This is a genomic window from Bradyrhizobium sp. USDA 4449, from assembly GCF_054056275.1.
On sequence record NZ_JBSRYD010000001.1, the window covers coordinates 6,798,158 to 6,813,316 of the forward strand.

The 15,159-nt window shown below is 64.3% G+C and carries 17 protein-coding genes; 12 read left to right on the forward strand and 5 right to left on the reverse strand.

Going from position 1 to position 15,159, the window contains the following annotated elements:
- Window positions 1-26 precede the first annotated feature (26 nt).
- A complete protein-coding gene (gene pcaC, locus ACVIIW_RS32105; protein ID WP_456704363.1) occupies window positions 27-419 on the forward strand; it encodes a 4-carboxymuconolactone decarboxylase in 393 nt (130 codons plus the stop codon).
- On the opposite strand, the gene ACVIIW_RS32110 is transcribed toward pcaC, so the two are convergent.
- Together ACVIIW_RS32110 and ACVIIW_RS32115 are read right to left on the reverse strand one after the other, a co-directional pair.
- Window positions 381-911 (reverse strand): hypothetical protein, encoded by a 531-nt coding sequence (locus ACVIIW_RS32110; RefSeq protein ID WP_456704364.1) that lies wholly within the window; start codon window positions 909-911, stop codon window positions 381-383. The two genes, pcaC and ACVIIW_RS32110, sit on opposite strands and share 39 nt — an antisense overlap.
- A gap of 170 nt (window positions 912-1,081) precedes the next feature.
- Entirely contained in the window at window positions 1,082-1,276 is a 195-nt protein-coding gene (locus ACVIIW_RS32115; protein WP_456704365.1) for a hypothetical protein, read from the reverse strand.
- Between the two features lie 282 nt (window positions 1,277-1,558).
- Between ACVIIW_RS32115 and ACVIIW_RS32120 the strand changes: the two genes are divergently transcribed.
- The 5 genes from ACVIIW_RS32120 to ACVIIW_RS32140 all read left to right on the forward strand — a co-directional run bounded on the left by ACVIIW_RS32120 (window position 1,559) and on the right by ACVIIW_RS32140 (window position 6,671).
- Window positions 1,559-2,476, forward strand: coding sequence for an ABC transporter permease subunit (locus tag ACVIIW_RS32120; protein ID WP_456704366.1), 918 nt, complete (start codon window positions 1,559-1,561; stop codon window positions 2,474-2,476).
- Between the two features lie 12 nt (window positions 2,477-2,488).
- A complete protein-coding gene (gene livM / locus ACVIIW_RS32125) occupies window positions 2,489-3,814 on the forward strand; it encodes a high-affinity branched-chain amino acid ABC transporter permease LivM (protein ID WP_456704367.1) in 1,326 nt (441 codons plus the stop codon).
- Entirely contained in the window at window positions 3,811-4,641 is an 831-nt protein-coding gene (locus ACVIIW_RS32130; RefSeq protein ID WP_456704368.1) for an ABC transporter ATP-binding protein, read from the forward strand. The genes livM and ACVIIW_RS32130 overlap by 4 nt, the downstream gene beginning before the upstream one ends.
- Window positions 4,638-5,381 (forward strand): ABC transporter ATP-binding protein, encoded by a 744-nt coding sequence (locus tag ACVIIW_RS32135; RefSeq protein ID WP_456704369.1) that lies wholly within the window; start codon window positions 4,638-4,640, stop codon window positions 5,379-5,381. The genes ACVIIW_RS32130 and ACVIIW_RS32135 overlap by 4 nt, the downstream gene beginning before the upstream one ends.
- A gap of 171 nt (window positions 5,382-5,552) precedes the next feature.
- On the forward strand, window positions 5,553-6,671 hold the full coding sequence (locus ACVIIW_RS32140; RefSeq protein ID WP_092228003.1) for a branched-chain amino acid ABC transporter substrate-binding protein: 1,119 nt from the start codon (window positions 5,553-5,555) through the stop codon (window positions 6,669-6,671).
- Between the two features lie 75 nt (window positions 6,672-6,746).
- On the opposite strand, the gene ACVIIW_RS32145 is transcribed toward ACVIIW_RS32140, so the two are convergent.
- A complete protein-coding gene (locus ACVIIW_RS32145; RefSeq protein ID WP_456704370.1) occupies window positions 6,747-7,133 on the reverse strand; it encodes a response regulator in 387 nt (128 codons plus the stop codon).
- Between the two features lie 275 nt (window positions 7,134-7,408).
- On the opposite strand from ACVIIW_RS32145, the gene ACVIIW_RS32150 reads away from it, so the two are divergent.
- Together ACVIIW_RS32150 and ACVIIW_RS32155 are read left to right on the forward strand one after the other, a co-directional pair.
- Entirely contained in the window at window positions 7,409-10,189 is a 2,781-nt protein-coding gene (locus ACVIIW_RS32150) for a PAS domain S-box protein (RefSeq protein WP_456704371.1), read from the forward strand.
- A gap of 57 nt (window positions 10,190-10,246) precedes the next feature.
- Window positions 10,247-11,242, forward strand: a complete 996-nt coding sequence (locus ACVIIW_RS32155; protein WP_456704372.1) for a P1 family peptidase — start codon at window positions 10,247-10,249, stop codon at window positions 11,240-11,242.
- Window positions 11,243-11,258: 16 nt separating this feature from the next.
- On the opposite strand, the gene ACVIIW_RS32160 is transcribed toward ACVIIW_RS32155, so the two are convergent.
- Complete coding sequence (locus tag ACVIIW_RS32160; protein WP_456704373.1) at window positions 11,259-12,050, reverse strand: EF-hand domain-containing protein; 792 nt, start codon at window positions 12,048-12,050, stop codon at window positions 11,259-11,261.
- 253 nt (window positions 12,051-12,303) lie between these two features.
- Here ACVIIW_RS32160 and rpe point away from each other — a divergent pair, with 253 nt between their 5' ends.
- The 4 genes from rpe to ACVIIW_RS32180 all read left to right on the forward strand — a co-directional run bounded on the left by rpe (window position 12,304) and on the right by ACVIIW_RS32180 (window position 13,700).
- Window positions 12,304-13,005, forward strand: a complete 702-nt coding sequence (gene rpe / locus ACVIIW_RS32165; protein WP_456704374.1) for a ribulose-phosphate 3-epimerase — start codon at window positions 12,304-12,306, stop codon at window positions 13,003-13,005.
- Between the two features lie 160 nt (window positions 13,006-13,165).
- Window positions 13,166-13,300: a hypothetical protein gene (locus ACVIIW_RS32170; protein ID WP_456704375.1), complete on the forward strand. Its 135-nt coding sequence runs from the start codon at window positions 13,166-13,168 to the stop codon at window positions 13,298-13,300.
- 4 nt (window positions 13,301-13,304) lie between these two features.
- Window positions 13,305-13,484, forward strand: coding sequence for a hypothetical protein (locus ACVIIW_RS32175; protein ID WP_456704376.1), 180 nt, complete (start codon window positions 13,305-13,307; stop codon window positions 13,482-13,484).
- 24 nt (window positions 13,485-13,508) lie between these two features.
- Window positions 13,509-13,700 carry a hypothetical protein gene (locus tag ACVIIW_RS32180; RefSeq protein ID WP_456704377.1) on the forward strand — a complete coding sequence of 64 codons (192 nt, stop codon included), beginning with the start codon at window positions 13,509-13,511 and terminating at the stop codon, window positions 13,698-13,700.
- Window positions 13,701-13,706: 6 nt separating this feature from the next.
- Here ACVIIW_RS32180 and ACVIIW_RS32185 read toward each other — a convergent pair whose 3' ends face one another.
- Complete coding sequence (locus tag ACVIIW_RS32185) at window positions 13,707-15,155, reverse strand: serine/threonine protein kinase (RefSeq protein ID WP_456704378.1); 1,449 nt, start codon at window positions 15,153-15,155, stop codon at window positions 13,707-13,709.
- Window positions 15,156-15,159: the final 4 nt, after the last annotated feature.

A 15,159-nucleotide genomic window follows, 5' to 3' on the forward strand; every position in this document is an offset into this window, starting at 1 on the left:
TCGCAATGACGAAGGAGGAAACAATCATGGACGACCAGAAGCGCCGCGATGCCGGCATGACCGTACGCCGCAAGGTGCTGGGCGATGCCTGGGTCGACAAATCGATCGCCAACCGCAATGCCTTCAACACCGACTTCCAGGACATGATCACCCGCTACGCCTGGGGAGAGATCTGGACGCGACCGCATTTCGACGAGCGCACGCGCCGGGTGCTCGTGATCGGCACCATGGTCGCGCTCGGACAATGGGATGAATTCCGCCTGCATGTGCGCGCGGCACTCGCCGAAGGTGGCTTCAGCCCCGACGACATCAAGGAAATTCTGTTGCAGCAGGCGATCTATTGCGGTGTTCCGGCGGCGAACCACGCCGTCAAGGAGGCCTCAGCTGTTGTGCAGGAGCTCGGCTTGCTCGAGAGCTAGCGGCGCGGCCTTCGCGACGTCGACGGTCTTCGGCGCCGGCGCGGGCCGCTCGATCACCAGCACGACCGCGGCACCCAGCAGCAGCAGTAGCTCGGTTGCATGCAGCCGGAGCGCGGCCATCTCGCCCACCTTCGATGCCATCACCATGCTCGCAAACGAGATCAGGCTCCCGATCGCAAGCGCGATGCCGAGCGCCTCGTCGCTGCTCCCGCTCCTGCGGGTGCGGGGAATGGCGAGCAGCGCAAGATAGATCGCGAAGAACGCCACGACGGTCAGTCGCCCGAGCGCCAGCAGCCAGGCGGCGCGCACGGTGCTCATGCCCGACATCTGAAGCTCGTCGCTGAGGAACAGCGCCACGGCAACGCTCGGCCGCTCGTAGAGGCCGTGCACCGGCGCCACGAAAATGTTGAAGGCGACCATGGTCCAGGCCGGAATGAAATAGGCCGCCAGCAGCGCGCCGTTGATCGAGCCGATCCGCCAATTCCTGAACATGCCGCTTCCCGTTTCGTCATTGCCCTCGGACAGAAGGCTTTGCCGGGAGCTAACGCGCATCGGAGTGTAGCGGCAATTTAAACCCTTTGTTTACCTTAACTGGCCCGTTTCCCCAAAAGAAAAGGGGCCCTGCCTTCCGGCGGGCCCCCTTCCTGCTACTCCCTCGACCTTCAATCCAATCTGTTGTCCTGCTGACCACCCTGCTGCCGGCCCGGCTTGTTGTTGTCGCCCTGGCGCATCGGGTCCTGCTGCTGCTGTCCGGGTTTCTGGCCTCCGCCCTGCTGCTGCCCTGGTTGCTGACTTGGGCGCTGCTGACCAGGGCTCTGGTTCTGCTGGCCCGGATTCTGGTTCTGCTGCTTCGTCATTGGGGGAAACTCCCTTGTTGGACGTCACTCGGGATAACGGCCTGGGGCTGATTTGGTTGCCCTGCAGAGCCGGTTCCTCGTTGCGGGAACCAGATTTTGGCACCAGGCGCCGAAATGACTCTGTACAAGCCCTCAATGCCGAGGCCGGGCAGTTGCAGGCACCAGTTCCCTCCTGTTACAAAACGGGAAGAACGCTCGAGGGGCTGCCGGGGCCCGAGAAGAAGCGTAAGCACTCTCTCGAAGGCTTCCCTTTCAGTCGCGTCAGGTTGGTAACGGCAGCGCATGGATTATTTCGCCCAGCAGCTCATCAACGGCCTCGTGCTTGGTTCCATCTACGGCCTGATCGCGATCGGCTACACGATGGTCTACGGCATAGTCGGCATGATCAATTTCGCCCATGGCGACATCTTCATGATCGGCGGCTTCATCGCACTCATCACCTTCCTGATCCTGATCTCGCTCGGGTTGACCGCGATCCCGGTGATCCTTCTCGTGGTGCTGCTGGTCTCGATGGCAATTACCGCACTTTATGGCTGGACCATCGAGCGCATCGCGTATCGGCCGCTACGCCACTCCTTCCGCCTTGCGCCGATGCTGTCCGCGATCGGCATGTCGTTCGTGCTGACCAACTACTCGCAGGTTGCGCAAGGGGCGCGGGTCAAGCCGATCCCGCCCTTCATCAAAGGCGGCTACACACTGCATGAGAGCGCCAACGGCTTCGTCATCCAGCTCTCGAACATCCAGATCATGGTGGTCCTCACCACCATCGTGCTGCTGGCCATCTTCACCTGGCTTGTTTCGCGCACGAGGCTCGGGCGCGACATGCGTGCCTGCGAGCAGGACCAGACCATGGCGGCGCTGCTTGGTGTTGACGTCGACCGCACCATCTCCATGACCTTCGTGATCGGGGCCGCGCTCGCCGCGGTCGCCGGCCTGATGTACCTGCTTTATTACGGCCTGGTCGATTTCTTCATGGGCTTCGTCGCCGGCATCAAGGCCTTTACCGCCGCCGTGCTCGGCGGAATCGGTTCGCTACCCGGCGCCATGCTCGGCGGTCTCGCGATCGGCCTGATCGAGACGTTCTGGTCGGCCTATTTCTCGGTCGAGTACAAGGACGTCGCCGCATTCTCGATCCTGATCGTCGTGCTGATCTTCATGCCGACCGGCCTGCTCGGCCGTCCCGAAGTCGAAAAAGTCTGACGGACCGCCCGCGTGACAGCCAGCTCGCACGAGACCACCAACACACGTCGCACCGCCGGCATCCCGTTCCTGCTGAAGACCGCATTCATCAACGCGGTGATTGCGCTGGTGCTGTTCTCGCTGATGGTCGGTATCCGCACCGAGGCGGGCTCCGACGGCCAGCTCACCTATTGGACGCGATTCGGCGACCTCGCTTCGCTCGTCGCCGCGGTGTTCGGCGGCTCGATCGTGATCGAGCTGCTGCGGCAATGGATCGGCCCGACCGGCGCCGAGAAGCTCGTGCCCGCTTCGGTGCAGAACGGCGTCTCCTTCATCGGCCGCTACCTTGCGCCCGCGCTCCTGATCTTCACGCTGCTGGTGCCTGTCATCTTTTATAACCAGCGCTACATCCTCGACCTCGCGATCCTCGTGCTCACCTATGTGATGCTGGGCTGGGGCCTCAACGTCGTGGTCGGGCTCGCCGGCCTGCTCGATCTCGGCTACGTCGCCTTCTACGCAGTCGGCGCCTATTCCTACGGGCTGCTCGCCACCAATTTCGGCTGGTCGTTCTGGGTCTGCCTGCCGCTCGCCGGCATCCTTGCCGCGTTCTGGGGCGTGCTGCTCGGTTTCCCCGTGCTGCGCCTGCGCGGCGACTATCTCGCAATCGTGACGCTCGCCTTCGGCGAGATCATCCGCCTCGTCATCATCAACTGGCAGGATCTCACCGGCGGGCCCAACGGCGTCTCGGGCATTCCCCGTCCCTCCTTCTTCGGCATTCCGCTCGACAACAGCGACGACGGGCTGGCTGCCAAACTCGGCATCGAATATTCGCCGACCCATCGCATCGTCTTCCTGTTCTACCTGATCCTGGCGCTGGCGCTTTTGACCAACTGGGTGACGATCCGCCTGCGCCGCCTGCCGATCGGACGCGCCTGGGAAGCGTTGCGCGAGGATGAGGTCGCCTGCCGCGCTCTCGGCATCAACACGACGACGACGAAGCTCACGGCGTTCGCGACCGGCGCCATGTTCGGCGGCTTTGCGGGCGCGTTCTTCGCGACGCGCCAGGGCTTCATCAGCCCGGAATCCTTTACCTTCCAGGAATCGGCGCTGGTGCTCGCCATCGTCGTGCTCGGCGGCATGGGCTCGCAGCTCGGCGTCGCGCTGGCGGCGCTCGCCATGATCGGCGGCTTCGAGCTGTTCCGCAGCCTCGAGACCTACCGCATGCTGGTGTTCGGCGTCGCCATGGTGCTGATCATGATCTGGCGGCCGCGCGGCCTGATCGGCCATCGCGCGCCGACCGTGTATCTGACCAAGGCGCAAACGATCTCCTCCGACCTGGTCAAGGAGGGGCACGGATGAGCGAGGATACAATTCTCAGTGTCGACCGGCTCACCATGCGTTTCGGCGGCATCGTCGCCGTGCAGGACCTGTCGTTTGCGGCCGAACGCAAGAAGATCACCGCGCTGATCGGACCGAACGGCGCCGGCAAGACCACCGTCTTCAACTGCATTACCGGCTTCTACAAGCCGACCGGCGGCGCCATCCGCCTCTCCCATGATGATGGCCGGCAAATCGCGCTGGAGCGGCTCAACGATTTCCGAATCGCCAAGCTCGCCAAGGTCGCCCGCACCTTCCAGAACATCCGGCTGTTTCCCGGCATGACGGCGCTGGAGAACCTGATGGTGGCCCAGCATAACGCATTGATGCGCGCGTCGGGCTTTACGTTTCTCGGCCTGATCGGCGTGCCCACCTACCGCGATGCCGAAAAACGGGCGATCGCGCTCGCCACCGACTGGCTCAGGCGCATCAATCTGCTCGATCGCGCCGACGACGCCGCCGGCAATCTCGCCTATGGCGACCAGCGCCGGCTCGAGATCGCGCGCGCGATGTGCACCGAGCCCGCGCTTCTGTGCCTGGACGAGCCCGCCGCCGGCCTCAATGCACGCGAGAGCGCCGCGCTCAGCGAGCTGCTGCTCTCGATCCGCAGTGACGGTACCTCGATCCTGCTGATCGAGCACGACATGTCGGTGGTGATGGAGATCTCAGACCACATCGTGGTGATGGATCATGGTGTGAAGATCGCGCAAGGCACGCCGCGGGAGGTGCGCGACGATGCCAAGGTGATCGCGGCCTATCTCGGCACGGACGAGGAAGAGGCTGCGGCCGTAATGGAGGGCGGCACGTGACGTCCGCTCCCACCCCCCTGCTCGCGATCCGCAGCCTGCGCGCCGCCTATGGTAAGATCGAGGCGCTCAAGGGAGTCGATGTCGCGATCAATCCAGGCGAGATCGTCGCGCTGATCGGCGCCAACGGCGCCGGCAAATCGACGTTGATGATGACGATCTTCGGCAGGCCGCGTGCCCGCGCCGGGCAGATCCTGTACGAAGGCCGCGACATCACCGACGTCCCTACCCACGAGATCGCACACTTACGCATCGCGCAGTCGCCGGAGGGCCGCCGTATCTTCCCGCGCATGAGCGTGGCGGAGAACCTCCAGATGGGCGCGGACGCCACGGAGTGCACCGATGCGGAGCGCGAGGCGACGCTGGAGCGCGTGTTCACGTTGTTTCCGCGCCTGAAAGAGCGCTATGCGCAGCGCGGCGGCACGCTCTCGGGCGGCGAGCAGCAGATGCTGGCGATCGGCCGTGCCCTGATGAGCCGCCCGCGCCTGCTCCTGCTCGACGAGCCGTCGCTGGGCCTGGCGCCGCTGATCGCCCGACAGATCTTTGATGCCATCCGCGTCCTGAACCGGCAGGACGGCCTGACCGTCCTGATCGTCGAGCAGAACGCCAATCATGCGCTCAAGCTCGCCCACCGCGGTTACGTCATGGTCAATGGCCTGATCACGTTGGCCGGAACCGGTGCCGAGTTGCTGCAGCGCCCCGAGATTCGCGCCGCCTATCTGGAAGGTGGCCGCCACGGCTGAGGCCGCCCGCCTCCTCGTGGAGCCGGGTTCGGCGCGGCCGAATGCGCCGAAATATCTGCGCTCATGCCCGTATTTTGCCGGTGACTTCTCCCGGGATTCATTCAAGAATGGCGCCGGTTTGAACCGGGCCAACCCGGCAACTTCCACAGGCGATCACCCGCGAGGTATCTCATGAAGTCACTGAAACTCATCGGTCTGGCATTCGGCGCGTCGGTCGCGCTGTCGAGCGCGGCATTCGCGCAGGATGTCACCATCGCAGTTGCAGGTCCGATGACCGGCACTGAATCCGCCTTCGGCCGACAGATGAAGAACGGCGCCGACATGGCCGTGGCAGACATCAACGCCGCCGGCGGCGTCAACGGCAAGAAGCTCGCGCTCGATGTCGAGGACGACGCCTGCGATCCCAAGCAGGCCCGCTCGGTCGCGGAAAAGATTGCAAGCGCGAAGATTCCGTTCGTCGCCGGGCACTATTGCTCGTCGTCGTCCATCCCGGCGTCCGAAGCCTATGCCGACGGCAACGTGCTCGAGATCACGCCTGCCTCGACCAACCCGCTGTTCACCGAGCGCAAGCTCTGGAACGTGGCGCGCGTCTGCGGCCGTGACGATCAGCAGGGCCTGATCGCCGCGCAATACATTGCCAAGAACTTCAAGGGCAAGAACATCGCGATCCTCAACGACAAGACCACCTACGGCAAGGGTCTGGCGGATGAGACCAAGAAGGCGCTCAACAAGGCCGGCATCACCGAGAAGATGTACGAGTCCTACAACAAGGGCGACAAGGACTTCAACGCGATCGTCTCGCGCCTGAAGAAGGACAACATCGATCTCGTCTATGTCGGCGGTTACCACCAGGAAAGCGGCTTGATCCTGCGCCAGATGCGCGACCAGGGCCTCAAGACGATCCTGATGGCCGGCGACGCGCTCGCCGACAAGGAATACGCCTCCATCACCGGCCCCGCCGGCGAAGGCACGCTGTTCACCTTCGGTCCCGATCCGCGCGAGAAGCCGACCGCGAAGAAGATCGTCGACGCCTTCAAGGCCAAGAATATCGACCCCGAAGGCTATACGCTCTACACCTACGCGGCGATGCAGGTCTGGTCGCAGGCAGCCAAGAAGGCCGGCACCACCGACCCCAAGAAGGTCATGGAAACGATGAAGGCCGGCAAGTGGGACACCGTGATCGGCCCGATCGAGTATGATGCCAAGGGCGACATCAAGCAGCTCGACTACGTCGTCTACAAGTGGGACGCCAAGGGCGGCTACGCCCAGATCAAGGGCAACGGCACTTGAGACAGGACTGCTGACCTTTTAACTCCACCAGCGTCAACGCCCCGGCTCGCCGGGGCGTTTTGTTTCGGCACGCCGTCAGACGGCTGCGAAAAGCTCGTCGCCCGCCGCTTCCTGCGCCTTCCGGAGCGCCTGCAGCAGGTCGTTCGGCCGAAACGGCTTTTGCAGGCATATCACGCCGTCGAGGCCGGGTGCCTCGCCCATGAAATCCAGCGCCGTCATCCCGGATATCGCCACGATCGGAAATCCGGGAATCCGTTCGCGAATAGCTGCCATGACCTCGATCCCGCTGGCATCGGTCAGGAAAATGTCGACGATCGCTGCATCGAAAACGTTCTCGCCGAACGCCTTCAGGCCCGCCGCGCCACTCTCCGCCTCGACCACGTCGTATTGGTTGACCCGAAGAACAATCGAGACCATGGCACGGACGTCCTTTTGATCATCGACAACAAGGACACGGGGCATGGGAACAACTCCCGGATTCGTATCATTAACTGGTTCAATTCAACGGCGGGGGGCGCCCGGCCAGTATGGGGTCCGTCCAGTAAAGCCAACCTTACCGACTTCCTATTCCGATTCCCTGTCCGAGTTAAGTAAGCTGTAACCCTCGGTTGAGTCGTGGGCACGTTCCCCCAGGACACGCGCCCGGAGCCGGCTACCATGGAGGCGAGAGCCGACAATCCAAGGCAGCCGGCCAACGAAGCCACGTGGACTACCCATCGACCTAGCGAGAGGTTGACGTGCACGCAAAGAACGACCGAAGCACATTCCTTTCGACCTTGCCGGCCACGCAGCGCGATCGCGCTGGAGCATTGGCGATCGTCGGGGTTTCCGCGATCCTGTTCGCAATCGCCGTGCCCTTCGCGGGCACGCCGCTGGCCCAGGTACCGGGCTTCGTGGCGAGCTATCAATCGGCGCTCACGGTCAGCGACATCATCACGGCCGTTCTGCTGCTGTCGCAATTCTATGTGCTGCGCAGCCGCGCACTGCTGCTGCTGGCCACCGGTTATCTGTTCACCGCAGCGTCGGCGGTAACCCACGCCCTGACCTTCCCAGGGCTGTTCGCGCCGACCGGACTGCTGGGCGCCGGGTCCCAGACCACGGTCTGGCTCTACATGATCTGGCACGGCGGTTTCCCATTGCTGGTGCTGGCCTATGGCTGGCTGAAGGATGCCGACGGTGGCCCCAAGGTCGACGGACCGACCGGGCGCTCGATCGTGGTCGCCGTCCTCGGCGTGATCGCCGCGATGATCGTCATCGCCTGGGTCGTCACGGCGCAGCACGATCTGCTGCCCGTCCTGTTGAAGGACGGTCGCTACACCACCACCATGATCGGGGTGGTATCATTCGTCTGGTCCTTGAGCTTCGCGGCGCTGATCACGTTGTGGCTCCGCAAGCCGCATACGGTGATCGACATCTGGCTGATGGTCACCATGTGCGCCTGGCTGTTCGACATCGCATTGTCGGCGATCGCCAACGTTGCGCGCTACGATCTCGGCTTCTATGCCGGCCGGCTCTACGGCCTTTGCGCTGCGAGCTTCGTGCTCGCCGTGCTCCTGATCGAGAACGTTCGTCTCCAGGCCACCACGATGGGCCTCCTCGGCCGGTTGCGCGAGCAATCGGCTTCGGAGCGCGACTACTACGACAAGCGCCTCGCACTCTACGGTGCGGTCGTCGAGTCCTCCAACGATGCCATCATCACCCAATCCCTCGACGGCATCATCACGGGCTGGAACAAGGCCGCCGAGCGCCTGCTCGGCTATTCCGCAGCGGAGGCCATCGGCCAGTCCATCGAGATGATCGTGCCGCAGGATCGCAAGGCAGAGGTCAGAAGCATTCTCAACCGCGTCAGCAACAACGAAACGATCGCCCAGCAGGAGACCGTCCGTGTGCGAAAGGACGGGCGCCCGATCGACCTCGTGCTCAATATCTCTCCCTTGAAATCAGTCAGTGGTGAGATCATCGGCGTCTCCAAGATTGCCCACGATATCACCGAGGAGAAGCAATCACGAGAAAAGCTGCGCCGCGAGATCGAGGAGCGCCAGCGCATCTTCGAGACCTCGCAGGACCTGATCCTGGTCACCGACGGATTCGGCAATTTCATCCAGGTCAGCCCGAGCGTGAAGGAGATTCTCGGCTTCACTCCGGAAGACATGATCGGGCACAGCGCGACAGAGTTCATCCACCCCGACGATCTCGAGAGGACGCGCGAGGAGATGCGCGCGGCCCGGCGCGGTCATATCAAGCGCAGCTTCGAGGCGCGCTACTATCATTACGACGGACACGAGGTCACGCTGAACTGGATGGGCACCTGGTCGGAGCCGGTGAAGCGCCATTTCTTCATCGGCCGCGACCTCACCGACAAACAGGCGGCGGAGGCCCAGCTCCGGCAGGTCCAAAAGATGGATTCGATCGGCCATCTGACCGGCGGCGTCGCCCACGACTTCAACAACGTGCTCACCGTCATCACCGGCACGATCGGTATCCTGGCGGACGCAGTCGCCGACCGGCCGGAGCTTGCCGCCATCACCAAGCTGATCGACGATGCCGCCGAGCGCGGCGCGCAGCTGACCAAGCATCTGCTCGCCTTCGCCCGCAAGCAGCCGCTGCAGCCGCGCGAGATCGACGTCAATGCGCTGATCCTCGAGGCCACCAAGCTGCTGCACCCCACGCTCGGCGAGCAGATCACCATCATGCCGCAGCTCACCGAGGATGCCTGGCCCGCTTTGGTCGATCCGGGCCAGCTTTCCACCGCGATCCTCAATCTCGCGCTGAACGCACGCGATGCCATGCCGGACGGCGGCACCCTGGTGCTTGAAACCCGCAACATCTTCCTCGACGACGGCTATGCCAGCATGAATGTCGACGTCGTCGCCGGCAAATACGTGATGATCGCGGTCAGCGACACGGGATCGGGAATTCCGGCCGCCCTGCTCGATCGGGTGTTCGATCCTTTCTTCACCACCAAGGAGGTCGGCAAGGGCACCGGCCTCGGCCTCAGCATGGTGTTCGGCTTTGTCAAGCAGTCCGGCGGTCACATCAAGATCTACAGCGAGGAAGGCCACGGCACGAGCGTGAAGATCTATTTGCCGCGTTCCACCGGCGTGCAGGAGACCGAATACGAGGTGCTGCAGAATGTGCCCATCGCCGGCGGCAACGAGAAGATCCTGATCGTCGAGGACGACGCGCTGGTGCGGCAGTATGTCGTGACCCAAGTCAAGAGCCTCGGCTATGCCGCGCTGGAAGCGGCCAACGCGGCCGAAGCCCTCGACATCATCGATGCGGACGAGGACATCGACCTGCTCTTCACCGACGTCATCATGCCCGGCAACATGAACGGCCGCCAGCTCGCCGACGAGGCGGCACGGCGGCGCCCGGAGCTGAAGACGCTGTTCACCTCGGGCTACACGGAAAACGCCATCGTCCATCACGGCCGGCTCGATTCCGGCGTGCTGCTGCTGGCGAAGCCCTACCGCAAGTCGGAACTCGCCAGGATGCTCAGGACGGCGCTGGCGAGTTGAGCCTGTCGCTGGCGTGGGCTATCGCTGAAGCCATGCTAGCCGCATGGAGTGCCGCCCTTGAAAAACCTCCTCACTGACGTCGCCGGCGTTCGCGTCGGCCATGCCCATGACGCGAAGCTCGCCTCTGGTGCCACGGCCATCGTGTTCGACCAGCCGGCGGTGGCGGCGATCGACGTCCGCGGCGGCGGCCCCGGCACCCGTGAGGATGCGTTGCTTGACCTCGCCAACACGGTCGAGCGCGTCGACGCGATCGCATTGTCGGGCGGCTCCGCCTTCGGTATCGAGACCGGCGGCGGCGTGCAGGCCTGGCTCGCCGAGCAGGGCCGCGGCTTCCGCGTCCGCGAGGCGCTCATTCCGATCGTGCCGGGCGCGATCCTGTTCGATCTGCTCAACGGCGGCGACAAGGCCTGGGGCCGCTTCGCGCCCTATCGCGATCTCGGCTACGCCGCGGCGGTCGCCGCCGGAACGGGCTTTGCGATCGGAAGCGTCGGCGCCGGCCTGGGGGCCACCACCGCGACATTCAAGGGCGGGCTCGGCTCGGCCTCCGCGGTGACCAGCAATGGGGTCACGGTCGCGGCGCTCATCGCCGTCAATGCGGTCGGTAGCGCCACCGTCGGCGACGGACCGTGGTTCTGGGCGGCGCCGTTCGAGGTCGATGGCGAGTTCGGCGGCCGCGGGCTGCCCGAGGCGTTCACGGACGACATGCTCAAGATGCGCGTCAAGGGCGGCCCCGCCGCAAACGAGCGCGAGAACACCACGATCGGCGTCGTCGTCACCGATGCGGTGTTGACCAAGCCGCAGGCCAAGCGGCTGGCGATGATCGCGCATACCGGCTTTGCGCGCGCGATCTACCCGGTTCATGCCCCGACGGATGGTGACGTTTTGTTTGCCGCCGCGACATGTGTCAAGCCGATCGATCCGGTCGTCGGCCTGACCGAGCTCGGCATGGTCGCCGCCAACGTGGTCGCCCGCGCGATCGCCCGCGGCGTTTACAGCGCAACCGCGCTGCCGTTCCCGGGCGCGCAGCCGGCATGGAAGGACCGGTTCGGCTGAGGTCTCGAAAAGCGCGTCAGACGCTTATCGAGATCGAGGAGGAGGCCGCGTTCGCCGATGATCCCTGTCCCTGGCTCTGCATCATCTGCGCAAACCAGTCATAGGGCGTATTGCCGGCGCCGGAGCCATTCGAAGAGCTGGAGGCGCCCGGCACGGTCGTCGTCATCTTGAAACCGTCGGCGTAGGTGACGGTGGTCGTGGTCGAGCCGTCGGCGCTGGTCGAGGTGGTCGTGGTCGAGCCGCCGCTCGACGATGACGACTTGGAATCCGAGCCGCTGCCCGACGCATCGCCCGAGCCGCTCGCCGCCTGCGCGTGGTGGTGGCCGCCATGATGGCCGCCGGCGCCCTTCAGCGCCTTCGACATCTCGTCGAGGCTGACGCTGCCGTCGGAATCGGTATCCAGCTTGGAGAACACGTCGTCGGCCTGCGCCAGATTGGTGCCGCCCGCGCCCAGCGCATTCTCGAACTCCGACTTGCTGATCTGGCCATCGCCATTCGCGTCGAGTTGCGAGAACAGGTCTTTCAGCGCTGCGTCGCGGTCCGTCGAGGTCGAGCTGGCCGGGTCCGTCGACCGGCTTTGCGCGGCGAACAACGCATTCATCGTGTCCGGCGAGATCTGCGGATAATAGCCCGCATTCGCCGACGAAGCCGCACTGCTGGACGTGCCGCTGTTGCTGCCGTCGATCGCGAAGGGATTGCTCGCCGCATTTTGCGACGAGCCCGCCTGCTGCGTCGCGGACGATTTCGAGTTCGTCAACGATTGAATGGCATCGAGCGCACTCGAGACCGCACCAAGAGCGAACAACATTGCACAACTCCAACCGATGCGGCATGCCGCCGCCAATGTTCCGCCGTTGAGGTCAGCAAGCGTCGTGCCAGCGCGAAAAGCTCAATGTAATCCAGCCCGGCCGCGCTTTATGGGCACCGGGAACATCGGCAATTCATGCCGCCACCGGCAGAATTTTCCGCCCACAGGAAGCTGATCCTCCGCGCATTGCCGGGCCGGGAGGCCCATGTTAGGCGAGGCCGTTCGTCCTTCCGCTGCCACGGGAAACCGCGCCATGACCCAAGCCTTCGCCCCCCGCCCCCTGGCCATCGCCCCCTCGATCCTGGCTTCGGATTTCTCCAGGCTCGGCGAGGAGGTTCGCGCGGTGGACGCGGCCGGCGCCGATTGGATCCATCTCGACGTGATGGACGGCCACTTCGTGCCGAACATCTCCTACGGCCCCGACGTCATCAAGGCGATGCGCCCGCACACCAAGAAGATCTTCGATGCGCATCTGATGATCGCGCCCTGCGACCCCTATCTGGAAGCCTTCGCCAAGGCCGGCTGCGACCACATCACCGTACATGCCGAGGCAGGTCCGCATTTGCACCGCTCGCTGCAGGCGATCCGCGCGCTCGGCAAGAAGGCCGGCGTCTCGCTCAATCCGGGCACGCCGATCAGCGTACTGGAATACGTGCTCGACCTCGTCGACCTCGTGCTGGTGATGTCGGTCAATCCAGGCTTCGGCGGCCAGGCTTTCATTCCCGCCGCGATCGGCAAGATCCGCGACATCCGCGCGATGACCGCGGGACGGCCCGTCGACATCGAGGTCGACGGGGGCGTCGGCCCCGACGTCGCGGGCGCGCTCGCAGCGGCCGGCGCCAATGCCTTCGTCGCCGGCACGTCCGTGTTCAGGGGCGGCACGCAGGAGGCCTACAAGACCAACATCGCGGCGATCCGCAACGCCGCCGCGGGCGCACGCGGCGAAGCGATCTGAGCTGTAGCGAGGCTCGGAAAGCGCCGAAAACCTGCGGCTTGTACGGAGGCCACAGCGGGCATTGCTTAAAATTGCAACTATGATCCGTACTCATCCGGGCTTCACTGATTCGCGCAAATCACCGCTACTAACTCCCGTCTGCTTTTGACGGGAGCACATCATGACGACGACCCTGGTTTGGACTGGCGTGGCGTTGTGGATCGGTTTCAGCGCGTTCGTCGTGTTTGGCCCATCGGCCGGCCCGGACAAAGTCCCGGCGCGTTCCACGCCTGTCATCCGCCGCGACAGGGCCTGATCCCATGCAGATCGCCCTCACCAAGCTTCAGCCGAAGCGCCGTTGCCGAATCCCGCGTCGTCCGCATCCGAACCTCGATTATTTCTTCGGCCGCCTCGAACGCGCCGAAGGTACGCTCGACGATGATTCCCGCCCCGACAATAGAGACCTCGATCATTCGTTCGCCTCACAGCGTCGACACTGAGACCCCTTTTTCCGGATTGAAACCATGAAACCGCACTGCCCGAATTGCTTCAAGGAAATGGACAAGGCAGCCGCCTCGCGCAACCTCTTCAGCTGCGAACCCTGCCGCGAGATCATTCAGTATTTTGGCGGCAGCGTGGATTACGGCGAACCCGCTCCCCAGTTCTCCTGGCCGATCCGCCGCAAACGTGCCGTCCCCGCCGCCCAGGCCGCCTGATCTGTCCTAGCCCCACACCACGCCGGGATCCGGTTCTGGCAGAGCCATTCGCGGCGGCCGCACGACGGTGACGGTGCAGGTCGCCTCCGCGGCCACCTTGGCCGAGACGCTTCCGAGCAACGTGCGCCTGAACGAGCCTTGCCGGGCACCGATGATGACGTGGTCGACCTGATTGACCTCGGCAAATTCCAACACGGCGGCGGCAGGATCGACGGCTTCCAGCACATGAACCGATAGCCGGCTTTCGTCGAGCTTCAACGGCGTCGCCCAATGCCGGAGCGCGACGAGGCGGTCGATATGCTTGTTGGAGCCCTGCTCATCCAGCGTCTTGTCGATGGCGATGCGGTTGAGCTTCAGCACGTTGACACAGGCCAGCCGTGCCGACGGCAGGGTCGCGAGGATGCGCTCCGTGGTGACCCGTAGCGACTCGTTCAGTTCCGGCTCACCCTCGGCCGTATCCAGCGCGACTGCGACGATCGGGCTCATCGCAATTTGCGTCGCAACATCGGATCTCCCGCCCTGCGGCTTGACGTCGGGGTTGAAGCGGCGCCGCCAGGCCACACTGAGAGGATCGCGCTTCAGGCGTTCCGCGCGCGCGGTGAGCTTGACCTGGTCCGGATGGGTCAGATCGAAGGCCAGCTGAGCTGCCGTCGGATAGCGCCAGTCCGGCTCGATCTCCAGGCACCGCAGCACCACCTCCTGGAGCCAGGGCGGATAGTCGCTGCGCAGCGCGCGCGGCGGATAAGGATCGCGCCACAGCCGACGCCGCATCGCGCGCAGCGTCTCGCCCTCGCCAAAGGGACGTTCGCCGGTGGTGAAGAAATAGAGCAGCACGCCCAGGGAAAACAGGTCACTGCGCGGATCGTCGCGCACCCCTCGAAGCCGTTCCGGCGCCATATAGGGCGCAGTGCCGTAAGGCAGGCGGAACTCCGCCTGCAACAGATCGGGCAGATGATTGTGATGAGACAGGCCGAAGTCGATCAGCACGGCCTCGCCCCGCGCCTTCTCGTCACTCCCGCGGAACATGATGCTGCTAGGCTTGATATCGTGATGGATCACGTTCTGCCGGTGCAAATCGGCAAGGGCGGTCGCGATTTTTGCGACGAGCAGCCGCACTTCGTCGTAAGGCAGCGGCAGGTCGGGCAGCCGCTTGTAGAGGGTCGTTCCCGAAATGCGCTCGATCACGGCATAGGCCTGATGCGCGAAATCACCGGTGCCGTAGCAGTGCGGTACATGGGGTCCCGTCAACCGCGGCAGGATCATCATCTCCATCTCGAAGGACACGATCGCGGCGGGATCTTCGCCTTCGGACGCCCTTGGGATCTTCATCAATAGCGGCACGTCGATATCGGCATGGGTGACGGTCCAGAGCGTCGCCATGCCGCCGGCATGCACGCATTCGCCGATGGTGTAACCGTCGATGACGGCGCCTGACTTGACGAGAGGTATCGGCATCGGT